Origin of the sequence: Saccharicrinis aurantiacus (assembly GCF_001660705.2) — a bacterium.
GTDB classification, from domain to species: domain Bacteria; phylum Bacteroidota; class Bacteroidia; order Bacteroidales; family Marinilabiliaceae; genus Saccharicrinis; species Saccharicrinis aurantiacus.
In genome coordinates this window covers 35,091-57,528 of the sequence record NZ_LYBV02000022.1, presented here as the reverse complement: position 1 = coordinate 57,528, position 22,438 = coordinate 35,091, and the positions used below count along the sequence as shown (strand labels likewise).

The window sequence follows — 22,438 nt, the reverse complement described above, 5'->3', positions numbered from 1 at the left end:
TAAATTAAAACGAAAGAAGCCATGTATTTTATCCTGTGTGAATAAAATATATGGCTCCGCGAAATTATAAAAGAATAAGATATTACAAATTAACTCTTAAAAAGAACTTCGTTACCGTCAACTCGGGTTACCCATTTTTTCATTTTCTTTTGAATTACTCTAAAGTGATGTTCTTCATCAGGAGTAATTAACGAAAGAGCTTCGCCCGGATTTTCTGCTCGCCCTGTTCGACCTATTCTGTGTACAAAATCTTTTGGGGAGCGAGGTAGCTCATAGTTGATAACATAGGGTAAGAATTCAATATCAATACCACGTGCTAATAAATCGGTAGAAACTAATACTCTGAGGTGTTTGTATTTAAACTTGGTAAGCAAGTCCATTCTGGCGCCTTGACTTTTCTTACTGTGTATTGGTCGGGCATCAATACCATTTGCTCTTAGTTTATTGGCCACCCAATCAGCACGTTTTGCCGAAGCGGTAAATACCAATACCTGGTGCATATCTTTACTTTCGATAAGGTGACGCAATAATGGTCCCTTGTTTTCATCATCAACATAATAGGCTAGTTGCTGAATTAAATCTAAAGGATCTTTATCTTCATCAATCTTAATTATTTGTGGATTATGAAGTAGTAATTTCTCTACCTTTTGTACTTCGGGACTTAAGGTTGCAGAGAATAATAAGTTCTGACGTTTCTTTGGAAGTCTGCTAAAAATTTGGTCCATTTCATCCTTAAATCCAAGATTCAACATCTTATCTGCTTCATCAAGAACTAAGGTTTCAATTTCGGATATATTAATGGCATTAGCTTCTTCAAGTTCAATTAATCTACCTGGCGTAGCAATAACAATTTCAGCTCCTTGTAATGCTTGCATTTGAGGATTTATAGCAACGCCACCGAAAACAGCCACCGTTTTTATTCTTTTCTCAAGGTCGATACTAAACGATTTGAAAACGGCTTCAACCTGAACAGCTAATTCGCGAGTCGGCACCAAAACTAAAGCTTTTGCATGTCGGTTTTTAGCTTCTTTGCTATCCTGTAAATTACTCAATATAGGTAAAACATAACTGGCAGTTTTTCCCGATCCTGTTTTAGCTATACCTAGTAAATCCTGCTTTTTTAGCAGCACAGGTATGGCTTCCTTTTGAATAGGGTAAGCTTCGCTAAAATTTAGTTTACTTAATATGTTTAATATTGATTGGGGTAATCCTAATTGGAGAAACGACATATATTCATTTTTTTATTGCACGGCAAAGGTAGTTTAAATAGTTCAGCTTACGAATGCACCCGCATAAATAAAGAGTGATCGTGTTTTTTAGGTAAATATTAATATTTGCTAGTAAAAAGATACGTAAATTGAAGGGAGAGGTATTGAAGTTGTTTCAAGTTGTATTGAAAATCTGCGAGTAACATTTTGATTACATTGACTTCTGCTAATTTTTATTCCGTAGCTATGGCTATGCAATTAAAAATTGAGATTTGTCACTGAAAATCAAACTATCACTCTCGAAATTTCCCTACAACATTAAACAACATCATTGTTAAATTTAAAAACTACTATTATGAAAAAAGGTGAAATTGCAGGAAAAGTTCCTCAGATGGTTGATTTAAAAGATGCTGTAACTTATGCTTGGTGTGCTTGTGGTAAATCGGCCAATCAGCCCTATTGTGATGGTTCTCATCAAGGCACTGATTTTGAGCCAAAAATATTTACTGTTGATAAGCCTATTAAGGCGGCATTGTGTATGTGTAAACAAACCAATAATCCACCATACTGTGATGGTTCGCACAATAAACTGTAAACCATAATTTGTAATATCTTTTTTATTATTTCTTGAAGCAGCATGTTAGCTTGTAGTATTTAATCTATAAGCACCTCAATACTGGTATCGTATTTGAATACTAATTTTTTTATCAATTAAAAGAAGAATGAGTAGGAAAAATATTATTATCATTTTATTAGTGTGTGCATTCATTCAGGTTCATGCTCAATTATCCGTAATGTCGTTTAATATAAAGTTTGATACGGCTAATGATGGAGATAATTCGTGGGATTTTAGAAAGTCTGAAGTGGTTGATTTACTATCGTTTTATCACCCTGATTTTTTTGGTCTTCAGGAAGCCGTTAATAATCAAGTTGATTTCATAAATCACCAACTAGAAGCTTATAATTATATTGGAATTGGCCGCGAAGGAGCAGAAAGTGTTAGTGAAGGTGTACAAATATTTTATGATACGATAAAATACAAATTGATTGATACAAACACGTTTTGGCTTTCAGAAACACCCAACGAGCTTTCAAAAGGATGGGATGCTAGTTATTATCGTATTGCCACTTATGGGTCTTTTGCAGATAGAAGGAGTGGGGATACATTGCATATTTTAAATTGCCATTTGGATAATGATGGAAAGTTAGCTCGAAAAGAAGCCGTAAAGCTTATCGTTAAAACTTTAGATAATTATCAAATAGAGAATCAAAAAGTCATAATAATGGGTGACTTTAATTGTACCGAAGATGATAAGCCTTACTCTATAATTAATAAAGAGTTTGATGATGCTATGAAATTATCAGTCAGAAAACCATACGGTCCCATAGGAACATGGAATGCATACGATACGGAAAGTATTGTAAACAGGCGAATTGATTATATATTTTGTAAGGGCTTTAAAGTTAATACTTACCGCCATATTGATGATAGAAGAGCTAATAATTTATATCCATCAGATCATTTACCTGTGCTCACTGAACTAGAATAAAATATAAAAAGGGAATATTAGCAATGGCCTGTATTCCCTTATTTTAGAAGTTTATCAATGTTTTACTCTAATTAGTTTATTAGTATCGTATCCGCGTAATTTAAGTTTATTTATAAGCATTTTATATGTATCCTCGTTTATATTCGGGGTTCGAGATAAAATCCATAAATACTTATCAGAACTACTTCCTATAAGCGCCCATTGGTAGTCATCATCAAGATCAAGAACAAAGTAATCTCCATAAAAAAACCAGAAAAAGGATACTTTTAGTTTGGCTGGTTCTGCTTTGTTTGGAATATAAGCTTTTCCCTCTGCAGAGCTATACTTGCCATCAAGTCCATTTTTATAGCCTGCATTTAAAACCTTTATTTTTCCGTCATCACGCATACTGTAGGTAGCAGTAACGCCCTCCATTCCTCTCTCAAAACTATGGTCGAAACGAGATATCTCGTACCATTTGCCTAAATATTTATCAATATCTAACTTTTTAACCACGCTTTTATCAATCATAGTATTCTGACTCTTACATGAATTATTAGGGAGTAATAAAAAGCTTAAAATAATAATAGATAATCGCATGGCTTTTGTTTTAAAACTAAACTAGAGTTAATTATTATGATTGAACTGTTCTTAGTTTAGTCCAACTATAATATGAAATTAATAATAGTACAGTCCCTAGCATGGCAGGAGTTGATTCACCATCACCAATCATGATGTGCGCAAAAAATGCAAGTAATAAATCAAAGAAGAATCCAGCGTAAGCCCACTCTTTTAGTGATTGTGAAATATTTGACCATATAGCAATAATACCAAGTATTTTAGCAATGCCTAATGGGTAAATAATGTAACTTGGGTATCCTAAACCTTCGAAGGTTTCACTTACCATTTGATTATTTAAAAAATACATGCCTGCTGACATAAGCATTAGAGCACTAATTAATCCGGTACTTATTAAATAAGCAATTTTTACTTTTTTCATTGTATTTTACTTTTGAGGTTTATAAAATTTTAAAGGACTCAGCTATTGAAACCATGTGGTGCGAAAATAAATTCACTTGTTAGTTTCACAAGTCCAAAACTAATAATAATTATAGTTAGTATAACATGTTTTCTTTTTCCTAAACATGCGATGGTATTTAAATGTTTAAAGTTTGATGATTATAATATTAATTGCCTTCGTAAGTACAAGGTTCTAATAAAAATAGGTTCCGAAACCCAATAAAAAGGTTCCGAACTATAACTCAGAACGATTAAAAGTCTTTATACGTCTACTTTTGCATAATACTTTAAATTATATACTAATGCGAAATCAAAGAATTCTAATCGTCTTTATTTTTTTATCTCTTTTATCAAGAGTTGAAGCACAACAATTATTTCAAAACATAAAAGGAACTGTGCTCGATGCCGACTCTCATCAGCCATTGCCAGGAGTTAATGTTTATATTCTGGATTCAAATCCAACTTTAGGAACAATCACTTCACCTGAAGGTGATTTCTTACTTAATAATGTACCCATTGGGAGACATAACATACAATTTAGTTTTTTAGGCTACGAGGCTGCTATAATTAGGGAGGTTGTAGTTGGCTCCGCTAAAGAAGTTGTACTAAATATAAAACTGAAAGAACAGTTTAATGCCTTGAATGAAATAGTTGTAAAACCAGAAGAGCGGAAGGACAAACCTCAAAACTCTATGGCGACTTTATCGGCGCGTTCTTTTTCAGTGGAAGAAGCTATGCGTTATGCAGGCGGTTGGAATGATCCGGCACGCTTGGCTAGTTCATTTGCAGGAGTTTCAATGGCAGAGGGGGTAAACGATAATGCCATTGTTATTAGAGGTAACGCTCCCAAAGGGATTTTATGGCGACTTGAGGGAGTTGAGATTCCAGCGCCGAACCATTTGAATGGTGTAAATAATGGAGGCGGTATTGAAACGGTTTTTAGTGTTAATATGTTGGCCAATTCTGATTTCTTTACGGGAGCATTTCCTGCGGAATATGGTAATGCAATGTCTGGTGCTTTTGATATGAGATTCAGAACCGGTAATAATCAAAAGCGCGAGTCAACGTTCCAAGTGGGCTCACAGGGAATAGATATCAGTTCAGAGGGACCATTAAAAAAAGGTAGCGAAGCATCTTATTTATTTAACTATCGATATTCTACAATGGGCTTAATAGGTAATATAATGGATGGTAACTTCGGATTGCCAGCATATCAAGATTTAAGCTTTAAGGTGCATTTACCTACAAGTCAGGCTGGGGAATTCTCACTATGGGGTATAGGTGGTTTAAGTTCTGTTGCATTTGATCCTGATAGTGATCCTATGGAGTGGAAAAATACCTTTGATAATAATAAGTACGATACCGGTTCTGATATTGCTGCAACAGGGATGAATCATAAAATAAATATAGGTTCAAAAAGCTATGTTAATACATCGCTTGCGTTAACCTATGATCGATTCACAATGGTGAGTGATCAAATAAATGCAGATCAAAGTTCAGTTGCTCTAGCCAATCATTACGAGGACAATACTAAGTTGATCATTTCATCATATATAAATCATAAATTCAATAATAAACATAGTAATCGAACGGGAATTAATTACACAACGCAATGGTATGATATTGATGTACAAGGTAACCCTAATCCTGAAGAGCAACCTGGATTAATAGAAATTACAGATCAAAATGGAACCGCAGAATACATGCAGTTGTATTCTCAATCGAAATTTAGAATTAAACCAACATGGGACGTAAATGTTGGAATACATGCTAGTTATTATGGTGTAAATAATGAATTGGTCTTTGAGCCACGTTTAGGCAGTACTTGGCGATTTATTCCAATGCACTCCTTTAGCTTGGCGTACGGAAAACACAGTAAATTGGAGCCTTTGCGGTTTTATGAAGCAAGCGGATCAAATGGTGACTTATTAAACCCCGATTTAGCCGTTACTAAAGCGCATCATTTTGTATTCTCGTATGACTATAGAATAAATAGTAATCTAAAATTAAAGGTCGAACCCTATTATCAGCACCTGTATGATGTGCCTGTAGTAGAGGGGAGCACAATATCATTAATTAATTACGAGTGGGATATGTACTTTAGCGATCCTCTGAATAATTCAGGTACAGGTTCTAATGTTGGTGTTGATATTACGCTTGAGCGATATATGAAAGAAGGTTTATACTATATGCTTACGGGTTCTATTTTTGATTCTAAATATATTGGAGGTGATAGAGTTGAATATAATACATCATTCAACCGAAATTTTGTATTCAATTTATTAGGTGGTAAAGAGTGGGCAGTAAAAGGAAATAATACCATCGGGTTAAATGGAAAGCTGACTTATATGGGAGGTAATAGGTTTACTCCTCCTGATCAGGAGGCTTCGCACCAAGCACAAATGGTTGTTTTAGATGAATCAAAGGCATTTGAGTGGCAAGAAGAGAATAAGTTGTTTCTTGATATAGGTATCAATTATCGAATAAATAAATCTAAAGTAGCTCATGTGATAACTATTCAAGCTAAAAATGTACTGATGCAAAGTGAAATGTTTGGTTGGGCTTACGATTTTGAGCAACAGAAAGTGGTTGAACATGGTTTAACCATGATGTATCCATATTTAACGTATAGGTTAGAGTTTTAAATTTGCTAGAATGTTCTCCATGGAATGGTAAATACGAACTTAGATCCAACCCCCAGTTTTGATTCAACTTCGATTTTACCTGCAAGCATGTGAACATAGGAATGAACTATTGCCAAACCTAAGCCTGACCCTTGAACCAGCCTAGAATTATTTCCATTAACTTGGGTAAAACGCTCAAATATATTCGATAATCTATCTTCGGGTATACCAATTCCAGTATCCTTTACCCAAGTTAACAATTGATTTTCGTCCTTACAAAGGTGTATTTCTATTTCACCTTGGTTTGAATAATTAATAGCATTTTTAATTAGGTTTGATAAAATTGAGATAAATTTAGTTAAATCAGTAATAATTAAAGGATCAGAACAATTGTAATCGAGTACAAGTTTTATGTTTTTCTTTTCAGCCAAGGGCTTAAAGAAATTGTATAAGCTATTCATTTCTTCTTTAAGATTTATTTCACTCATACTAAGGGAAACTTGTCCTGCATGAATTTTTGAAATATCAATAATATCATTTATTGTATTTAGCATGCGGTTTCCACTTTCCTGAATGATATCTATAAATTGAATTCTTTCACTTTCACTAATATCAGAACTTTTTAGAATTTCAGAAAATCCGAGAATTCCGTTCATTGGTGTTCTTATCTCATGACTCATATTTGCCAAGAAAGCACTTTTTAAACAATCACTTTCCTCGGCTCTTTCTTTTGCTATCCTAAGTTCCTTTTCTTTATTAAATTGTTCGGTCATATTATGAATAATACCCTGTGTTGCACTTCCATCTTCGTGCGGAATGTAACTTACCGAAATTGTAAGGTTTAATTTCTTATGGTCACTAGTAATTCCATTAATATTATATTGTAAGGATAAAGGTTCTTTTCGTTCTATTTTTTCAAGTCTATCGTTAATAATTTGCATACTATCAGGAGCAGTAATATCCTCTATCTTAATTTCACCATTTATAAATTGCTCTTTAGTATATCCAAAAAGTTCAGCAAATTTGTTATTCACCATTAAAAACTTCCCCTTGTATTGTACAAAAATGGCATCGTAAGAATTTTCAACTAATTCTCGATATTTTGATTCTGAATCGCGTATTTCCTGAGTTTTAATAAACACAAGTCTTTTCATGCTACTCAGCCAATACCAAGTTCCAATATAGCTTACAATAATAATTACAATAATGATAAGTATAATATACCTCAATTTACTTGAAAATTTTACACGAGTTAGATTGGCCCATTTAGAATAGATTTTCTGTGTTTCTTTATCAGAAATAGAATTAGTAACCTTACTCAAAATCTGAAATAACTGCGGGTTTTTATTAGATACAGCAATACATAGTTTGTTGGTATATCCAATTTCTTCACAAATTCTAAGATTAGTTAGCCCCTTCTCACTTATGATATAGGATGCTGAAAGTTGATTAATCACCATCGCATCTATTTCGCCATTAATAAGTCTTTTTATACCATCGTAGTCTGTGATGACTTCTTGAATTATGAGGTCTTTGTGTTTTTTGCGAAGAAATTCTGTTACTGCATAATTCTTTACAGTGGATACTCTTTTTCCATGTAAATCTTTTAAAGTGTAAATGTCAGAATTGTTATTTGTTAAAATAACGTTTGGCATTCGTATAAAAGGTTCTGTAAATAATAAATATTTTTCGCGCTGTGGGGTTTTAGCTATTCCCGTTATTATAAAATCTTTATGATTTTTTGCATAACTAATTGTAGTATCCCAATCTTGCAATTTCTTTTTTGAAAATGTAATATTTATTTGTTCTGTAACAAGTTCTAGATAGTCAACACATATACCCACATGCTTTCCTTCTTCGTTATAGTAGCTATTTGGTGGAGCTTGGTAACCTGCCAGTATTTCAATATTTGTATTCCTCAGATAGTTGTATTCACTATTACTTAACTTAACTTTATTTTGGCCAGGTAGGTAGCTGAAAATAAATAAGCCAATTAGTATATTAAGTAATATAACTTTTATGAACATAGGGCTCTTACTAATTCGTAAACGGAATAGTTTATTATCAAAGATAAAAAAATGAATCAATTCCTTTATTATTTTGATAAAGTAATAATCAACAATCACATACATATTACATATTTATGAAGGAGATTATCAAATAGAAGGCTACATGCTCAATTAAACAAATCAAGTTAAGTAATAATGTTATATTTGCACACTTAACTCATCCAATTTTTACTATGAATTTATACAAGTTTAGCTTTTTAATAATCCTTACAATTATACTGTTTTCGTGCGAAAAGGAAGATGGAATAAGTAAAGAAACCAAGGGTATAAATAAGTTTGTTTACGATTATATGAACCAATATTATTATTGGACAGAAGATATGCCCTCAACAAACCCAATGAGTCAAGCTGATTCTAAAGAATATTTTAATAGCTTATTATTCTCATCAATCGATAAATGGTCTTTCATCACCGATGATTACCAAGGTTTAGTTGATTATTTTAATGGCGTACAAAAAGATTATGGATACTCTATACGCCCATACCTTTGGGAGCAAGGTTCAACAAAAGTAGTTGCTTGTGTTGAGTTTGTTTATCCTAATACTCCTGCTTCTGATGCCGGTTTAAAAAGAGGAGATGTTATTATAAATATTAATGGTGAAGAACTAAGTACAGATAACTATCAAGAGTTATATTCTAGTAATTCAATTCAGTTAGGTTTTGGAAGAATTACTGAAGATAATGAGCTTCAAACACTAAATGAAGAAGTAAACTTAACTGCTGAAGTTATTAGTATTAATCCGATATTGAAAAGTACTATCTTTGAAATGCGCACGGGTCAAACAATTGGATATTTAGCTTATACCTCGTTTATCGATAATTCTGATAAGGATTTAGAACAGTTATTCGCTAATTTTAAGTCTGCAGGTATTGATGAACTGATATTGGATTTAAGATATAATGGGGGAGGTTCAGTAGCCACTGCAAATCTTTTGGCGTCAATGATTGGCCCGTCAGATATAGAGGGTAAGGTTTTTATCAGAACAGATTACAACAAATATTTTAAAGAGTATTTTGATCAGAATTACCCTAATGACGAAACGGTATACATTGATAGGTTTGAAGGGAGTGCAAGTAACCTTGACTTAAGTAGGTTGTATGTGTTAACAACACCTTCAACAGCATCAGCTAGTGAAATGGTAATGTATACTTTATCGCCATACATGGATGTTATTCAAATTGGGGAACAAACTCACGGCAAATATTATGGTTCAGTAACATTAGAAGATGAGGAACGTGATCATGGTTGGGCTATTCAACCAATTGTTATGCGGGCTGAGAATGTAGATAATTCAATAGATTACGCCATTGGGCTAAAGCCTGATATTGAAATGCAAGATGATGTATTTACATACTCAGAATTAGGAAGTCTAGACGATAATATGGTTGCTGTAGCAATTAATGAGATTACAAAAGAATCGAGTACCGCCGAGTTATTAAAATCAACTCAAAAAGGGCGTAATGTTACAACAATAGATAAACCTAATTCGCACCCTTTGCAGAAGGACATGCATATTGTTCTGCCAAAGTAAAAGATATTAAAATTAAAAAGATGAGAGTTATTTTCTGTTGAAATAACTCTTTTTTTATACCCATTAGTCTTTAGGGTTACAGTTTTGATAACCTCCTTCAATAAAGGAATTAAATTTTAAGTGATTTTTTTAAACTAAAAAGCTTTTTACTTGTATACTGTATTAAACAAAATAATATGACAAACTTCTCAGATAAATATAACAAAGCAATACAATTGATTGATGAGGCCTATAAAGGCGATAAGGATAAAGTAAAACTAGATGGCGAAATATATCCGAAGGAGTATTTATACGCACTGCGCATGGTTAAAGAGTTAAAGGCATTTAATTCAGAGGCTAGCGAAGAAGTATATCTGGCAGCGAGATGTCAGCATCTATTTAGATGGGAAATACCACGTAATTCTTACCCTATGGATAGGAAGGGTTATCATGCCTGGAGGACTTTTCTTTATACATATCAGGCTAAAAAATCAGCAGAAATCTTAAACAAAATTGGATATAGTCAAGAGTCGCAATTGCAAATATCTTCAATGATTGAGAAAAAGAATCTGCAATCAGATAGCAATAGTCAGTTACTTGAAGATGTAGTTTGTTTGGTGTTTTTAAAGTATTACATTAATGATTTTATTGAACAGCATAAAGAAAATACCGATAAACTGAAGCGAATTATCTTAAGTACTTGGTTGAAAATGAGTGATAAAGGGCACGAGGCGGCCTTGGGTATTAATTTTGAAGAAAGTGTAAAAAAATTGATATTAGAAGCTGTTAGTTAATTACTATACAGATTATTTTTAGTGATATATGAATAGGCATTTATGGGTACCAAAAAACTGTAGTTTTTTCCTTCTAAAATGCCTTTTCTTATTCTGGTAGAATCAATATTGAAAACTGGCGCTTCAACAATATCAAGGTTAGGAACATCGTCGTGATTTATGATAGGATATCCTGGTCGTGGGTAAACAATTATTTTGTGGTTCTTAATAATCTCATCTATATTCTTCCACTTCATCAATAACTCCAGATTATCTGATCCCATGATTATTGAGAAATTATTTGCAGGATGTAGTTTACGCAATTCGCGCAAAGTAACGTAGGAGTATGATGGAGAAGGAAGTTCTTGTTCTATAGCGCTAACCTTAAACTTAGAATAATTATTGACACAAAGCTCCAACATAGTAATGCGGTGCTTTGTATCAATTAAATCGTTACTCTTTTTAAATGGGTTTTGCGGACTAACCACAAACCAAATTTCGTTTAAATTACTATTCTCAACAATATAATTTGCTAAGGCTAAGTGCCCAATATGAACAGGATTAAACGAGCCAAAAAAGAGGCCAATATTATTCATTTTAGTCATTTATAAACTTAGTAAGTAATTGCTCCGTTTCTAAAACAGCACTTTCTAAATCATTATTAATTACAATATGATCAAAGCCCGATGCATAAGTTAGTTCTTCTTCAGCCTTATCAAGGCGCTGTTGAATAACTTCTGGAGAATCAGTAGCTCTACCTTCTAATCTGCATTTAAGTTCTTGTATTGATGGTGGCTGTATAAAAATGGCTAAAGCCTCATTGCCATACATTTTTTTAAGATTAAGCCCGCCAACAACATCTAAATCAAAAACAATGTTACAGCCCTTGTTAGTTATGCGCTCAACTTCACTTTTTAAAGTACCATAGTATTTATCGGTATATACTTCTTCCCATTCTAAAAGCTCATTTGCTTTTACTTTAGTTCTAAATTCATCTGGGCTTAAAAAGTAATAATCTTTACCATGTTTTTCTTCTCCTCTAGGCTTTCTAGTAGTGGCCGAAATAGAAAACTCCATTTTAAAATCTTTATCAAGTAAACGTTTTACAATTGTAGTTTTACCTGATCCTGATGGAGCAGAAAATATAATTAATTTTCCTTTTCTCATGTAGTGTGCTAAATATTTGGTGAGTTATAGAATATTTAAATTCTGTTCCTTAATTTTTTCCAACTCATCTTTCATCTGAATTACTAATTTCTGAATTTCAGCATGATTGGCTTTAGAACCCATGGTGTTTATTTCTCTTCCAATTTCTTGAGCAATAAATCCGAGTTTTTTACCCACTAGTTCTTCCTTCTCAACTGTTTCAGTAAAATAATCAAGATGATTTGTTAAACGCACTTTCTCTTCTGTTACATCTAACTTTTCAAGATAATAGATCATCTCTTGCTCAAATCTATTTTGATCGATGGTAATTTTATCTTTGAGTTCGTTTAGTTGATCTAAAATGCGAGTGCGGACTTTTTCAATGCGCTCCGTCTCATAAGGCTCTATTTGAAGCATTAATGAACGTATATTTTCAATTCGTTCAATAATATCAATTTTTAAAACTTCACCCTCTTGGGCTCTAAATTCGTTGATATTAGAAAGAGCTTCTTTAAAAGAGGTGAAAATTAACTTCCACTCTTCTTCATCCAATTCATTCTGTTCAATTTTAACCGTATCGGGTAAAGGCATTATTGTTTTTAAGATATCAGCGTTATCGCTCAATCCTAGTTTATCTGAAATAGGTTTAATTTGATTATAGTAATTTTCAATAACTGGCGCATTTATTATTGCATTTTTCTCAGACCCATGAAAATCTATATAAAAACCAACATCTACTTTTCCTCTTCCTATTTGGCTCGATAGTTCATTACGTAATACTAAATCCTTTTGACGGTATAGGTTTGGTAAGCGCATGTTTACATCTAACTGCTTACTATTTAAAGATTTTATTTCAATGCTAATCTTTTTATCTGGTAATTCACAAATGGCTTTACCAAACCCTGTCATCGACTTTATCATATTCCTATAATTTCTAATTTATCGCACAAAGGTAACCTTTTAAAGTAAAAATATTCAAAAAAAAATAAATGCGTTTATGCCAATAAATACAGGGCTTTATAGATGTATATCGAATATCTTGTTTATGTTTTTATAAAAAAGATTAAACAAAAATATTATTTCAGGGTTCTACTATCGAACTTATTAAATTGCTTTTCAAGCGCGCAGAAAAAGTCAATTTAACGCATATATAAATTTTACCTAGTTGTGAGTACAGAAAATTAGAACTCATTACTACTAATTTCTTTGAAAACGATAAAATTGAGAACGATGAAAACTTTACAATTAAAATGGTACTATGCGATTATTGCAATTTTTATTTTAAATATAACATTTGTCGCGTGTGATGACGATGATGATCAGGAAATGCTTCAAGAAATGATTGAGGATGAAGTTGAGGATGTGGTCGGTAATACTATTGTTGATATAGCAGTTGAAAGTAGTGATTTTTCAATATTAGTTGAAGCTCTAACAAAAGCTGATTTGGTAAGTGCCTTAAACGGTTCAACTGAGTATACTGTATTTGCTCCAACTAATGATGCTTTTAAAATGCTATTAGAAGAGTTAGGATTAAATTCATTAGATGATGTTCCTGAAGATCAGCTGAAAGCAATTCTGTTATATCATGTTGTATCAGGTAAAAACACTTCAAGTAAATTAATGTCCGGTTACTACAGCAGTATTAGTCCTAAAACCGATATGTATAATTATTCAATCTACTTTAATAAGGATGATTTAATGCTTAACGCGAGGGCAAAAGTTACACAACCTGATATAATGGCTGATAACGGTGTAATTCATGTAATAAATAAGGTAATACTTCCAGCATCAATTACAGATCATGCAATTGCTAATAGTGGTTTATCAAGTTTAACGGCTGCTGTTGTTAAGGCAGACCTTGCAGCTACTTTGGATGATGATTCGAATGATTTTACAGTATTCGCCCCAACTAATGATGCTTTTTCTATGTTGTTTGAAGATTTAAATGTAACGCTTGATGACTTATCAAAAGAGGATCTTACCCCGATATTATTACACCATGTAGTAAATACTTTTGTACCTGCAGCTAATGTGCAAAGTGGTTATGTGAACACATTATCAATGGGTCAAGGTAATTATTTAAGCTCCTTAATTAATGTTTCAGATGCTGGAGTAATGGTTGATAATTCAATGGTTGTGTTAACTGATGTGGTTGCAACAAATGGTATAATACATGTTATTGATAAAGTCATTATGCCAAGTAATGTTGTTGATTTAGCTATTACAAACCCAGATTTTTCAATTTTAGTTGAAGCTGTTTTAAAGGCTGACTTGGTTGAAGCTTTAAGTGGTGAGGGGCCATTTACCGTATTTGCACCAACAAATGCAGCATTTGAGGCTTTATTCCAAGAATTAAATGTAAATGGTATTAGTGACCTGTCTAAAGATGTATTAACTCCTATATTACTGGCTCATGTTGTGGCTAAGAATGCTCAAAGTAGTAATTTGGTAAATGGATATGAGAACACTTTAAATGCAGATAAATCGTTAATGATAAACATAGATAACGGTGTAACAATCGATGGTGATATTAATGTGATTATAGCTAATGTTCAAGGTACAAATGGTGTGGTACACGCCATTGACAAAGTGATAGTACCATAGATTGTTTAGTTTTGAGGCAATATGTAGGCATATATGCTTGCATATTGCTTCTTTGATATCACATTTTATGTTACATATTTAAACCTTTGATTATGTTTTGTAATCAAAGGTTTTTATTTTGCTGAAAGTTTGTTTTGTTTTCTTGAACAAAATGTGCGAAAGCCTTGTTTTTATTTAAGAATTAGGCTTATTTAGCAAGGATACCCTTTTAACATAGCACATCAATATGGGAGTATATTCAATAAAAGATCTTGAAAAGATATCAGGAATTAAGGCACATACAATACGTATTTGGGAACGGCGATATGGAGTAATTGAACCTCAGCGGAGCGATACTAACATAAGAAAGTATAGTGATACTGATTTAAAGCGAATTATTAATATCTCGATCTTAAATCAGAATGGTTTAAAAATATCAAAAATTGCCTGCTTAAGTAGCGAAGACCTAAAACAGAAAGTATTAGATATATGCACTGATGTGGATAATTCTAATGTGCAAATAGAAAGTATGGTTGTGTCAATGCTTGAGTTAAACGAAAGTAAGTTTAATGAAGTATTGAATAATAACATTAGTAATATCGGTTTCGAAGCTGTTGTAGAGAGTATTCTGTTTCCTTTTTTAGATAGGATAGGAGTGCTTTGGCAAACAGGAACTATTACACCTGCACAAGAACATTTTATAAGTAATTTAGTTAGACAAAAGCTTATTGTAGCTATTGATAAGCATATGGACACTCCTAAAAATGATAAAAGAATTACCTTCTTTCTTCCGGAAAACGAACTACATGAAATTGGCTTGTTATTTTATAGTTTGATTGCTCGAATTGATGGCTATAATGTTGTTTACTTAGGGGTTTCTGTTCCATTTGAAGATATAAAACAAGTGAATGAAATTCAGAAGGCAGATGTATTTTTTACATCATTGGTTAATGCACCCACCAAAAAAGAAATAAATAAGATACTACTAAGGTATACTGAGTCGTTTCCTGATACACTGCTCATAGTTACCGGTCATCAGGTAAAAATGCATAAAAATGAAATTCCAGATTCTATTCAGGTAATATCATCATCAAATGAATTTAGGGAATGTTTAAGTAATCTTTAAATGAGTTAGTTAGTTGGGGATATTGGGTTTAATTAATGTTAAATATTTAATTAATTTTTTGAAACATAGCGAATGGAACAATTTGTTTTTTAACTTCGTTTTTATCAAATAGAATTACGATATTTTAAAGCATTAAATATAAAACAATTATAGCTATGAAGCAGATTTTAATTGGTAAAGGAATTGGCGAGATACGTTTTGGTATGTCACGTGAAGAAGTTAAGAAAATTCTTGGTGAACCAGATGAAGTAGATCAATTTGCAAGCAGTGAAGAAGCTGATGATAATACAGAGGCTTATCATTACGACGAATTGGAATTGTCAGTTTCTTTTGATGAAATTGATGATTGGAAATTAGGTTCAATTGCTATTAGTAATGAAGACGTTGAATTTGAGGGAATGAAATTAATTGGCGTTTCTGATAATGAATTAGAGGCTAAGCTATCAACAATTGATATGGGCGAGGCTGAGCGTGAAGATGTTTCATCTCCAGAATCTCCAGATCATGAGGTTTTATCTTTTCCACAAGCTAGTATCAATTTTTGGATTGAGAATGGGCAGCTTTCAGAGATTCAATACGGACCACTTTGGGATGAGGATGCAGAAGAGCCTGTTTGGCCTTAAGAATTTAATATATTATAAAAGGGGCTAACAGCCCCTTTTTTTGTTTCATATTTTTATACTAAAACCTTTACTACAACCTTCTTTACCGGTTCTGACTTTTCTATCTCAGCACCTGGGGCATGAATATCTGTAGGGAAGAATACCGCAAACATACCTTCAGAAACTTTTATATAGTCAACATCAGCTTTATAAAAAACTAAATCTTTTTCGGTATCATATGGAGTACTAACATCTTGATCTTCGAGAGGAGCATAGCCCATATATTCACTGCCCTTTACAATATATTGTATGTCGAGATAACGTTCGTGAGCTTCAGGTCTAGCATCTTCCTTTTTCTTTGTGTTATACTCGCTAACAATGGCAAAAATTTCATCACCCTCTACATTGTATTTGCCAGGTTCAATTGTTTCAAAATCAATTTCCTCTAAAAACTCAAATGCCTTTTTAATTCTATCGTTTAAATATCGATAGTGTTTTACATTGTCTAAGCTATCTATTATCATAATATTAAAAGTTAAATTATTGTTGGATATTACAACCAAAGATATCACTTTAGTATTATTTTAAACTTCCAGTCTATAATATTTTCGAATATGATTAAAAAAGATTTTATACTACGTTTAGTCGAAGAACTTGCTAAAGCTATTGCAAAAATTCTGCATTTATTGAAAGATAATGATGTAACTGAAGCACAAAGAATGTATGTACACAGTTTTGGACTACTCAAAGATATTGATGAAGATAATCTGCTACAGGCAAATGTTGAAGATTTTTACAATCAATTATCGGCCGAGAACGGTGATGTTGAAGGCTTATTTCAGAGCTTGTCAGAACTTTTGTTTATGGGAAGTAAAATTTATAAACGAGAGGGGAATCTGACTAAAGCAAAACTAACTAATGCTAAAGCATTGGAAATATTAGAATACATTGATTCAATCTCCTCTAATTATTCAATTGAGAGAAACAATCTGATGGCTCAATTACGTGCTGAATAGTTTACCTTTTTACAGCATTTGCTTCATTCATAATTTTATTACTAACTGCACCGATATTATATAATAAACGGAGTTGCTGACGCTCTTCAGAAACATCTAGCTCATTAATTTTATCTTTTAAAGTTACCAAAAGTGGTTTTAACGAAATATCTGCGTTTGAGCTTGAGTTATTGCTTATCAGATGAGATGTTTCTATTAAAGTATTCTCGATATGTTGTGCTGTATCATGGAAAATATTCTGCTTAATATGCAATATGTCTCTTTGGGCTCCCAAAGCGGAAACGTACGATAATAATGCATGGTTTAAGTAGGTTAAAGTAAAAGCCTGATCCATAACTTTGCGTTTTTTATGAGGTTCAACACGCATGCTTCGCCAGGCTAATGTTAGTTCATTATCGGCCTTGTGAGCTAATCTTCGGGCCAAACGATAATCATAGTCATCGTCAGATTTTGTGTTTTTATCATTCAGCTCATTAAGTATGGTATGAAAATAATTGGCATTTTTATCTAAGGCATCTGCCAAAAGTTTTGGAACTCTTTTATACTGCCAATTAGGCCACAAAAACCTCACGGCTAAAAAGGACAATAAAGCACCAATTACCGTATCTATGGTACGAGGAATCAGAATTTCCATCCCAGCAGAGCTGGTTAAATTGTTGGCACTTAGTACATAAATAGTAATAAATACAACTGCGTATGAATATTTATTTCGTAGGTACAAAAAGAAGAAAAATGCACAGGATAGCATTAGTAACATTTGTCCTAAGTCGGTCGGCAATAGTTGTATAATGCTAACACCAATAACAACACCACTTATCGTACCTAAAATACGCTGAAATAAACGCAGTCTTGTTTCTCGGTAGGTTGGTTGACTAACAAAAAGAGAAGTCATGTAAATCCATTCTCCTTTCTCAAGCTCAAGAAAGTAGTTGAGTAAAAATCCTATAGTAAAGCAGAAGCTTAAGCGTATGGCATAACGCATTCGCGGATGACTAAATCGTAATTGATCTTTAATACGTTCTTTAACCGTTCTTTTATCTTGTCCTAACCGAGGTATCGAAGTACTCCTTTCAGGAGTGTTTAGGTTTTTTAGCGATACATGAGAACGGGATAAATTGTGTAATAATAAGATAAGAAGTTGTTGGTCTTTCTCAGGAATTTTTTCAATTTCAAATTCAAGTGCATTTACAATCCAGCCAATAGAAACCGGATGGTTGTAATCTTGACCGGTTAGCATATTCTCAGCCACTAACTCTGCAGCATGACTTAATTGATGCAGTAGTTCTGAAAAGCCTTCAAGTAATTCTTTATATTCAATTTTATTGCCCAGTCGTTCGTATTTCTCATGACTCGATGCAGCTCGCTCATGTAAGCTTTGCAATAACATAAATCTTTGAAGGTAAGGTAGAAGATCCTTTTGATCATCAACTTCGTGGCTGTATATATTTATTACTTCTTTGCATTTTTCTAGAGCATTAACCACTTCCACGTTTAATAGGGCAAGTTTGTTCCCTATATCTACTTGTTCGTTTGTGCTGCTTGGGAATAATTTCGATTTTTCTTCTAGATATTTTGATAATGCAATAAAGCCCATTGAAAGTTGCTCATCAAGTAAGCGCCATGGTTTTCTATATAATAAAAACAGAGATATTAATCCGTAAAACAAGGCGCCAGAACATAATAGAAATGGTTGCACATACCAATCAAGGTTATTATCGTAACCAAGCATGGCATAAATACCAATTAATATGGCACCGTAAGAAATTCCTCTGTAGCGTTCGCTAATACCTCCAATTATAACAAAAACAATTGTTGAGGCAATAAAGCCAAAACCAAATATTAACGGAAAAGGTTTTAAAAGAGTAACCGAACAGGTGGTAATAGCAAAACTTATAATAGTGGTTATTAGAGCTTTTAATCGTCCGCGCGGGTGGTCATCCGTTTCGGATAGGGCTGCAGCGACAACACCTAATGCTAGTGTTACTGCAATGTAAGCATGGTTGGTTACAATAAATGGCAATACCAAAGCAAACATTGCTGTTACTACTTTAAGTGCAGTAAGTCTGTTAGGATGACGCCAAAACTCAGTTTTCAGATTTAAGTACCAGGCTGTATTTTTAAATTGTAACATATAAAACATTAAAAAAGGCGATGCAAAAATATAAAGAATTGTAGGTGAATTATGCTTCTTTAGGAAACTTTCTTTCAGAATATATCATTAAAAGAATTGCAATGGCAAGCAATACTATACCCACTGCATAAGTAAACCCAAACCCCATTAATTCATATAATTTAATACCTATTATAGGAGCAAATAGAGCTCTGAAACCAGTTAAGAAAAGATGTACGCTTTGAAAATCAGCTGCCTGATTGGGCTCACAAAAATAGCTACTGCCAATGCCCCATAATAAAGGCATACTGCCCATAAATAAACCGTTAAAAACCACTGCTATTAAAAGCATATGGTATATTTTGAGTCCAACAATATCAAAATTTGTACTTACAACTTCTGAGATACCAGTAAAGGCAATAAATAACATTAACGAACCAAAAGTAATAATGCCGAACCTGCGAGGGTCCATATTACCAATGAGTTTTCCGAATAATGGGAGCACTAAAATGGCGACTAAGTTATAGGCATTATTATAAAATGCAACAGAGGAATAATTTAATCCTAAACCAGTATCATAAAATATGGTAATTACTGCATGGGTACTCATCCATGCAAAACCATATAACATAAAACCAATTTCAAGATGCCTAAAAGGGATGTTGTTTTTGAGGATGTCAAATATCCTTTTGAAAGAATCTCCTAGAGCTTGCCATATAGGTGTTTGAATAGGTTCAACTTGATGTTTGAACTCAATTTTTGTTAATTGAAAAATTGATATTACGCCTAGTATACCAACTGCAGGATAGAAAATTCTGTAGGAATCTGCATTCCAATCTAATAATAATCCAGCTCCAGCTGTTGAAACCATCATCAGAATTTTATTTACAGTAGTGGCGTACCCAAAGAGTTTGCCAAAATTACGGTGGTTGTAATTTCCTTTTAAATATTGATTGATAGAGGGTATTACGGCAATTTGAGACGAATAAAATAGAAGAAATACACCAAGAAATAAAATATGAAAATGGTTTGATAAACCCTCAGGCACTATGGCTGGGAAAAATGCAAAAGTGATTAAGGGTAGACGGGCAATTAAACCAACAGTGCGCAGTAGCTTTTTTCGGTTGGGATAGCGACGCATTATTTCATTGGCAAGCATGGCAAACAAAAATACCACCATGCTAAATTGAAATAGAAATGATAACTGAACGTTAGATCCTTTTAATGATTTTATAAAGATAAATTGGTTTAGGATAAGTGCACCACGCACTAAACCATCTAAGCCACTATAAAGTAGATGTAATTTAAAGGCTTTTCTTTCATTAGTATCTAGTTTCTGTAATATTCCCATAATGAATTTAAGTAGGCTGCAAAGCTACTCAAATTCAACTAGGCATTTGGTATTTTAAGGTATTTTGACATTGTGATATTCGTCATCCAATTCGGGCAATAAATTCACCTAAATTATCGCCTTTTTGCAAGCTGAGTTTTTGGCGTAATCGGTATCGAGATGTATGAACGCTTTCTACTGAAATACCAAGTAATAAGGCCATATCTTTACTCGAGAAGCTTAGTTTTATTAATGCACACAATTTGTGATCGCGTTGTGTAAGCTCAGGAAATTGCTGACTTAAAGCATCATAAAAGCTTTGGTTAACATCGGTGAAACGAGCATTAAACGTATCCCAATCTTGTTTGCTATTGGTTTTTATTTGGCTAATAATACGTTTTGTACTTGTCGATTTTCCTTTGTTTTGCTCATTTAAGTTATTTAGTTGTTCTTTAATACTTATTAGAAGCTCATCTTTCTCAATTAACTGTAGGGCAGATGCTGTTAGTTCTTTGTTTTTAATTTCTAATATTTCTTTATTCTTTTCTTCCTTTAAAAGTTGATCTTGTTTTAGTAATTTATTTCTATTTCTGAGATAGAAGAACATTATTGCGGCAATAATTAAGGTGGCAATTAATATAACGGTAAGTAATATATTTCTGAAAAACCACCTGTCTTTTTCGTACCTAGCATTAGTGAGTTGTGCTTCTTTCAATAACTCTTTTTGTTTTTCCTGCTCAATACGGTAATCATCTTTAATTTGTAAAAGCTTGCTATTATTAACGCTTCGAGCGCCAAATAAACTATCATTAAGAGTACATCCTTTTTCGAGATTATTAAAAGCTCTTATATGTATGTTATTCTTAGAGTATAAATGGGCTAGTTTTTTATAAGCTTCTGGCAAAAAGTTTAAGTGGCTTTTATATTTGTTGGCAGTTTTAATTGATTTTAGATAGTATTTCTCACTTAGCTTAAAGTTATTTTTTGCATCATAAATATCTCCTAAAAAGGAGTATAAAATAACGTTATATGTATCATTCCTTTCTTTAAATTCAGGTTCTATACTAAGTAATAACTCCTCGGCAACTTTAAGTTTACCCGTATGGTAGAATAAATAAGCCTGCTCTGCATTAATAAACCTCCGATTACCACTATAGGCCTTCATTTTATTTAGCACCATATTGCAGCTATCTAAATAAGCTTGGGCCAGTTTAAATTGACTTCTTTCTCTATGATAAATGGCCAAGGCATAATAAGTACTATTTAATAACGATGATTGTGCCGATTCGCTTTCAAGCTGTTGTTTCTTAATTATTACGGCTTTATGGAAGTATTTTAGGGCTTCATCGTTTCGCTGAAATAAGGCATATAGCATACCTAATGAATCATATATTTTACCTTCCGCGCCGGAATTATTGGTTTTTTTGGTGAGGATTAAGGCTTCCCAAAGGGCATCATACGATTTAGTATAGTTAGCATTACTAGTGTATATTGATGACATATTGGTAAGGCAGTCAATTACTTTGCTAGTATCTCTTAAATTACTGTACGCTTTCTTACATTGTTTAAGTAAAACAAGTGCGCTGTCTTGTTGCGTGTACTGTAAGCTTAGTGCACGGAAATACTTTTTATTAAGGTCGATATTATTTTGTGCATTTAAGCCAATAAACGAACCTATTATCAGACACAGTAAAAAAGTATGGTGGTATTTACTAAATGTTTTTTGCATCAGATCAAAATTTATCCTGGTAAACAGGCTTGAAAAAATATAGCTGTAATAACCCAAAAAAA

Annotated in this window: 20 protein-coding genes; 9 read left to right on the top strand and 11 right to left on the bottom strand. The window is 32.9% G+C overall.

Features of this window, described 5'->3' with window-relative positions:
* Window positions 1-89 precede the first annotated feature (89 nt).
* Window positions 90-1,229, bottom strand: coding sequence for a DEAD/DEAH box helicase (locus A8B35_RS09010; protein WP_068472400.1), 1,140 nt, complete (start codon window positions 1,227-1,229; stop codon window positions 90-92).
* Window positions 1,230-1,563: 334 nt separating this feature from the next.
* Between A8B35_RS09010 and A8B35_RS09005 the strand changes: the two genes are divergently transcribed.
* Entirely contained in the window at window positions 1,564-1,803 is a 240-nt protein-coding gene (locus A8B35_RS09005; RefSeq protein ID WP_068472398.1) for a CDGSH iron-sulfur domain-containing protein, read from the top strand.
* Between the two features lie 127 nt (window positions 1,804-1,930).
* On the top strand, window positions 1,931-2,758 hold the full coding sequence (locus A8B35_RS09000) for an endonuclease/exonuclease/phosphatase family protein (protein ID WP_068472396.1): 828 nt from the start codon (window positions 1,931-1,933) through the stop codon (window positions 2,756-2,758).
* Between the two features lie 54 nt (window positions 2,759-2,812).
* Here A8B35_RS09000 and A8B35_RS08995 read toward each other — a convergent pair whose 3' ends face one another.
* The gene (locus A8B35_RS08995; protein WP_171973180.1) at window positions 2,813-3,337 is read right to left on the bottom strand and encodes a lipocalin family protein; all 525 of its coding nucleotides are present in this window, start codon (window positions 3,335-3,337) and stop codon (window positions 2,813-2,815) included.
* 34 nt (window positions 3,338-3,371) lie between these two features.
* Window positions 3,372-3,737: a DoxX family protein gene (locus tag A8B35_RS08990; RefSeq protein ID WP_068472391.1), complete on the bottom strand. Its 366-nt coding sequence runs from the start codon at window positions 3,735-3,737 to the stop codon at window positions 3,372-3,374.
* Window positions 3,738-4,059: 322 nt separating this feature from the next.
* Between A8B35_RS08990 and A8B35_RS08985 the strand changes: the two genes are divergently transcribed.
* Window positions 4,060-6,402, top strand: a complete 2,343-nt coding sequence (locus A8B35_RS08985) for a TonB-dependent receptor (protein WP_068472389.1) — start codon at window positions 4,060-4,062, stop codon at window positions 6,400-6,402.
* A gap of 5 nt (window positions 6,403-6,407) precedes the next feature.
* Here A8B35_RS08985 and A8B35_RS08980 read toward each other — a convergent pair whose 3' ends face one another.
* Window positions 6,408-8,408: an ATP-binding protein gene (locus A8B35_RS08980; protein ID WP_171973179.1), complete on the bottom strand. Its 2,001-nt coding sequence runs from the start codon at window positions 8,406-8,408 to the stop codon at window positions 6,408-6,410.
* A 215-nt stretch (window positions 8,409-8,623) separates the two neighbouring features.
* Here A8B35_RS08980 and A8B35_RS08975 point away from each other — a divergent pair, with 215 nt between their 5' ends.
* Together A8B35_RS08975 and A8B35_RS08970 are read left to right on the top strand one after the other, a co-directional pair.
* Window positions 8,624-9,982 carry a S41 family peptidase gene (locus A8B35_RS08975; protein WP_068472386.1) on the top strand — a complete coding sequence of 453 codons (1,359 nt, stop codon included), beginning with the start codon at window positions 8,624-8,626 and terminating at the stop codon, window positions 9,980-9,982.
* A gap of 176 nt (window positions 9,983-10,158) precedes the next feature.
* Window positions 10,159-10,755, top strand: a complete 597-nt coding sequence (locus A8B35_RS08970) for a DUF4202 domain-containing protein (protein ID WP_068472384.1) — start codon at window positions 10,159-10,161, stop codon at window positions 10,753-10,755.
* Here the strand turns inward: A8B35_RS08970 and nadD are convergent.
* Genes nadD through A8B35_RS08955 form a run of 3 tightly spaced genes read right to left on the bottom strand, consistent with a single transcriptional unit; the run spans window position 10,752 to window position 12,801 of the window.
* Window positions 10,752-11,330, bottom strand: a complete 579-nt coding sequence (gene nadD, locus A8B35_RS08965) for a nicotinate (nicotinamide) nucleotide adenylyltransferase (RefSeq protein WP_068472507.1) — start codon at window positions 11,328-11,330, stop codon at window positions 10,752-10,754. The genes A8B35_RS08970 and nadD overlap by 4 nt on opposite strands.
* A gap of 1 nt (window position 11,331) precedes the next feature.
* On the bottom strand, window positions 11,332-11,901 hold the full coding sequence (gmk, locus tag A8B35_RS08960) for a guanylate kinase (RefSeq protein ID WP_068472382.1): 570 nt from the start codon (window positions 11,899-11,901) through the stop codon (window positions 11,332-11,334).
* A gap of 24 nt (window positions 11,902-11,925) precedes the next feature.
* Window positions 11,926-12,801, bottom strand: coding sequence for a YicC/YloC family endoribonuclease (locus tag A8B35_RS08955; RefSeq protein WP_068472380.1), 876 nt, complete (start codon window positions 12,799-12,801; stop codon window positions 11,926-11,928).
* Between the two features lie 309 nt (window positions 12,802-13,110).
* Here A8B35_RS08955 and A8B35_RS08950 point away from each other — a divergent pair, with 309 nt between their 5' ends.
* From A8B35_RS08950 to A8B35_RS08940, 3 genes are all read left to right on the top strand, one after another.
* The gene (locus A8B35_RS08950; protein ID WP_068472378.1) at window positions 13,111-14,484 is read left to right on the top strand and encodes a fasciclin domain-containing protein; all 1,374 of its coding nucleotides are present in this window, start codon (window positions 13,111-13,113) and stop codon (window positions 14,482-14,484) included.
* A gap of 226 nt (window positions 14,485-14,710) precedes the next feature.
* Window positions 14,711-15,589 (top strand): MerR family transcriptional regulator, encoded by an 879-nt coding sequence (locus A8B35_RS08945; protein ID WP_068472376.1) that lies wholly within the window; start codon window positions 14,711-14,713, stop codon window positions 15,587-15,589.
* A 155-nt stretch (window positions 15,590-15,744) separates the two neighbouring features.
* Window positions 15,745-16,212 carry a hypothetical protein gene (locus tag A8B35_RS08940; protein ID WP_068472374.1) on the top strand — a complete coding sequence of 156 codons (468 nt, stop codon included), beginning with the start codon at window positions 15,745-15,747 and terminating at the stop codon, window positions 16,210-16,212.
* 53 nt (window positions 16,213-16,265) lie between these two features.
* Here A8B35_RS08940 and A8B35_RS08935 read toward each other — a convergent pair whose 3' ends face one another.
* Window positions 16,266-16,715, bottom strand: coding sequence for a YhcH/YjgK/YiaL family protein (locus A8B35_RS08935; RefSeq protein ID WP_068472372.1), 450 nt, complete (start codon window positions 16,713-16,715; stop codon window positions 16,266-16,268).
* A gap of 90 nt (window positions 16,716-16,805) precedes the next feature.
* Between A8B35_RS08935 and A8B35_RS08930 the strand changes: the two genes are divergently transcribed.
* Window positions 16,806-17,207 carry a hypothetical protein gene (locus A8B35_RS08930; protein WP_068472370.1) on the top strand — a complete coding sequence of 134 codons (402 nt, stop codon included), beginning with the start codon at window positions 16,806-16,808 and terminating at the stop codon, window positions 17,205-17,207.
* A 1-nt stretch (window position 17,208) separates the two neighbouring features.
* Here A8B35_RS08930 and A8B35_RS08925 read toward each other — a convergent pair whose 3' ends face one another.
* The 3 genes from A8B35_RS08925 to A8B35_RS08915 form a co-directional block, all read right to left on the bottom strand.
* Entirely contained in the window at window positions 17,209-19,338 is a 2,130-nt protein-coding gene (locus tag A8B35_RS08925; RefSeq protein ID WP_068472368.1) for an FUSC family membrane protein, read from the bottom strand.
* 49 nt (window positions 19,339-19,387) lie between these two features.
* Window positions 19,388-20,668: an MFS transporter gene (locus tag A8B35_RS08920; RefSeq protein WP_068472366.1), complete on the bottom strand. Its 1,281-nt coding sequence runs from the start codon at window positions 20,666-20,668 to the stop codon at window positions 19,388-19,390.
* 82 nt (window positions 20,669-20,750) lie between these two features.
* Complete coding sequence (locus A8B35_RS08915) at window positions 20,751-22,376, bottom strand: tetratricopeptide repeat protein (RefSeq protein WP_068472365.1); 1,626 nt, start codon at window positions 22,374-22,376, stop codon at window positions 20,751-20,753.
* Between the last annotated feature and the right edge of the window lie 62 nt (window positions 22,377-22,438).

Coding starts and splice junctions, on each gene's coding strand:
- A8B35_RS09010 (WP_068472400.1), bottom strand. CDS start 1,229: ATGTCGTTTCTCCAATTAGGATTACCCCAATCAATATTAAACATATTA.
- A8B35_RS09005 (WP_068472398.1), top strand. CDS start 1,564: ATGAAAAAAGGTGAAATTGCAGGAAAAGTTCCTCAGATGGTTGATTTA.
- A8B35_RS09000 (WP_068472396.1), top strand. CDS start 1,931: ATGAGTAGGAAAAATATTATTATCATTTTATTAGTGTGTGCATTCATT.
- A8B35_RS08995 (WP_171973180.1), bottom strand. CDS start 3,337: ATGCGATTATCTATTATTATTTTAAGCTTTTTATTACTCCCTAATAAT.
- A8B35_RS08990 (WP_068472391.1), bottom strand. CDS start 3,737: ATGAAAAAAGTAAAAATTGCTTATTTAATAAGTACCGGATTAATTAGT.
- A8B35_RS08985 (WP_068472389.1), top strand. CDS start 4,060: ATGCGAAATCAAAGAATTCTAATCGTCTTTATTTTTTTATCTCTTTTA.
- A8B35_RS08980 (WP_171973179.1), bottom strand. CDS start 8,408: ATGTTCATAAAAGTTATATTACTTAATATACTAATTGGCTTATTTATT.
- A8B35_RS08975 (WP_068472386.1), top strand. CDS start 8,624: ATGAATTTATACAAGTTTAGCTTTTTAATAATCCTTACAATTATACTG.
- A8B35_RS08970 (WP_068472384.1), top strand. CDS start 10,159: ATGACAAACTTCTCAGATAAATATAACAAAGCAATACAATTGATTGAT.
- nadD (WP_068472507.1), bottom strand. CDS start 11,330: ATGAATAATATTGGCCTCTTTTTTGGCTCGTTTAATCCTGTTCATATT.
- gmk (WP_068472382.1), bottom strand. CDS start 11,901: ATGAGAAAAGGAAAATTAATTATATTTTCTGCTCCATCAGGATCAGGT.
- A8B35_RS08955 (WP_068472380.1), bottom strand. CDS start 12,801: ATGATAAAGTCGATGACAGGGTTTGGTAAAGCCATTTGTGAATTACCA.
- A8B35_RS08950 (WP_068472378.1), top strand. CDS start 13,111: ATGAAAACTTTACAATTAAAATGGTACTATGCGATTATTGCAATTTTT.
- A8B35_RS08945 (WP_068472376.1), top strand. CDS start 14,711: ATGGGAGTATATTCAATAAAAGATCTTGAAAAGATATCAGGAATTAAG.
- A8B35_RS08940 (WP_068472374.1), top strand. CDS start 15,745: ATGAAGCAGATTTTAATTGGTAAAGGAATTGGCGAGATACGTTTTGGT.
- A8B35_RS08935 (WP_068472372.1), bottom strand. CDS start 16,715: ATGATAATAGATAGCTTAGACAATGTAAAACACTATCGATATTTAAAC.
- A8B35_RS08930 (WP_068472370.1), top strand. CDS start 16,806: ATGATTAAAAAAGATTTTATACTACGTTTAGTCGAAGAACTTGCTAAA.
- A8B35_RS08925 (WP_068472368.1), bottom strand. CDS start 19,338: ATGTTACAATTTAAAAATACAGCCTGGTACTTAAATCTGAAAACTGAG.
- A8B35_RS08920 (WP_068472366.1), bottom strand. CDS start 20,668: ATGGGAATATTACAGAAACTAGATACTAATGAAAGAAAAGCCTTTAAA.
- A8B35_RS08915 (WP_068472365.1), bottom strand. CDS start 22,376: ATGCAAAAAACATTTAGTAAATACCACCATACTTTTTTACTGTGTCTG.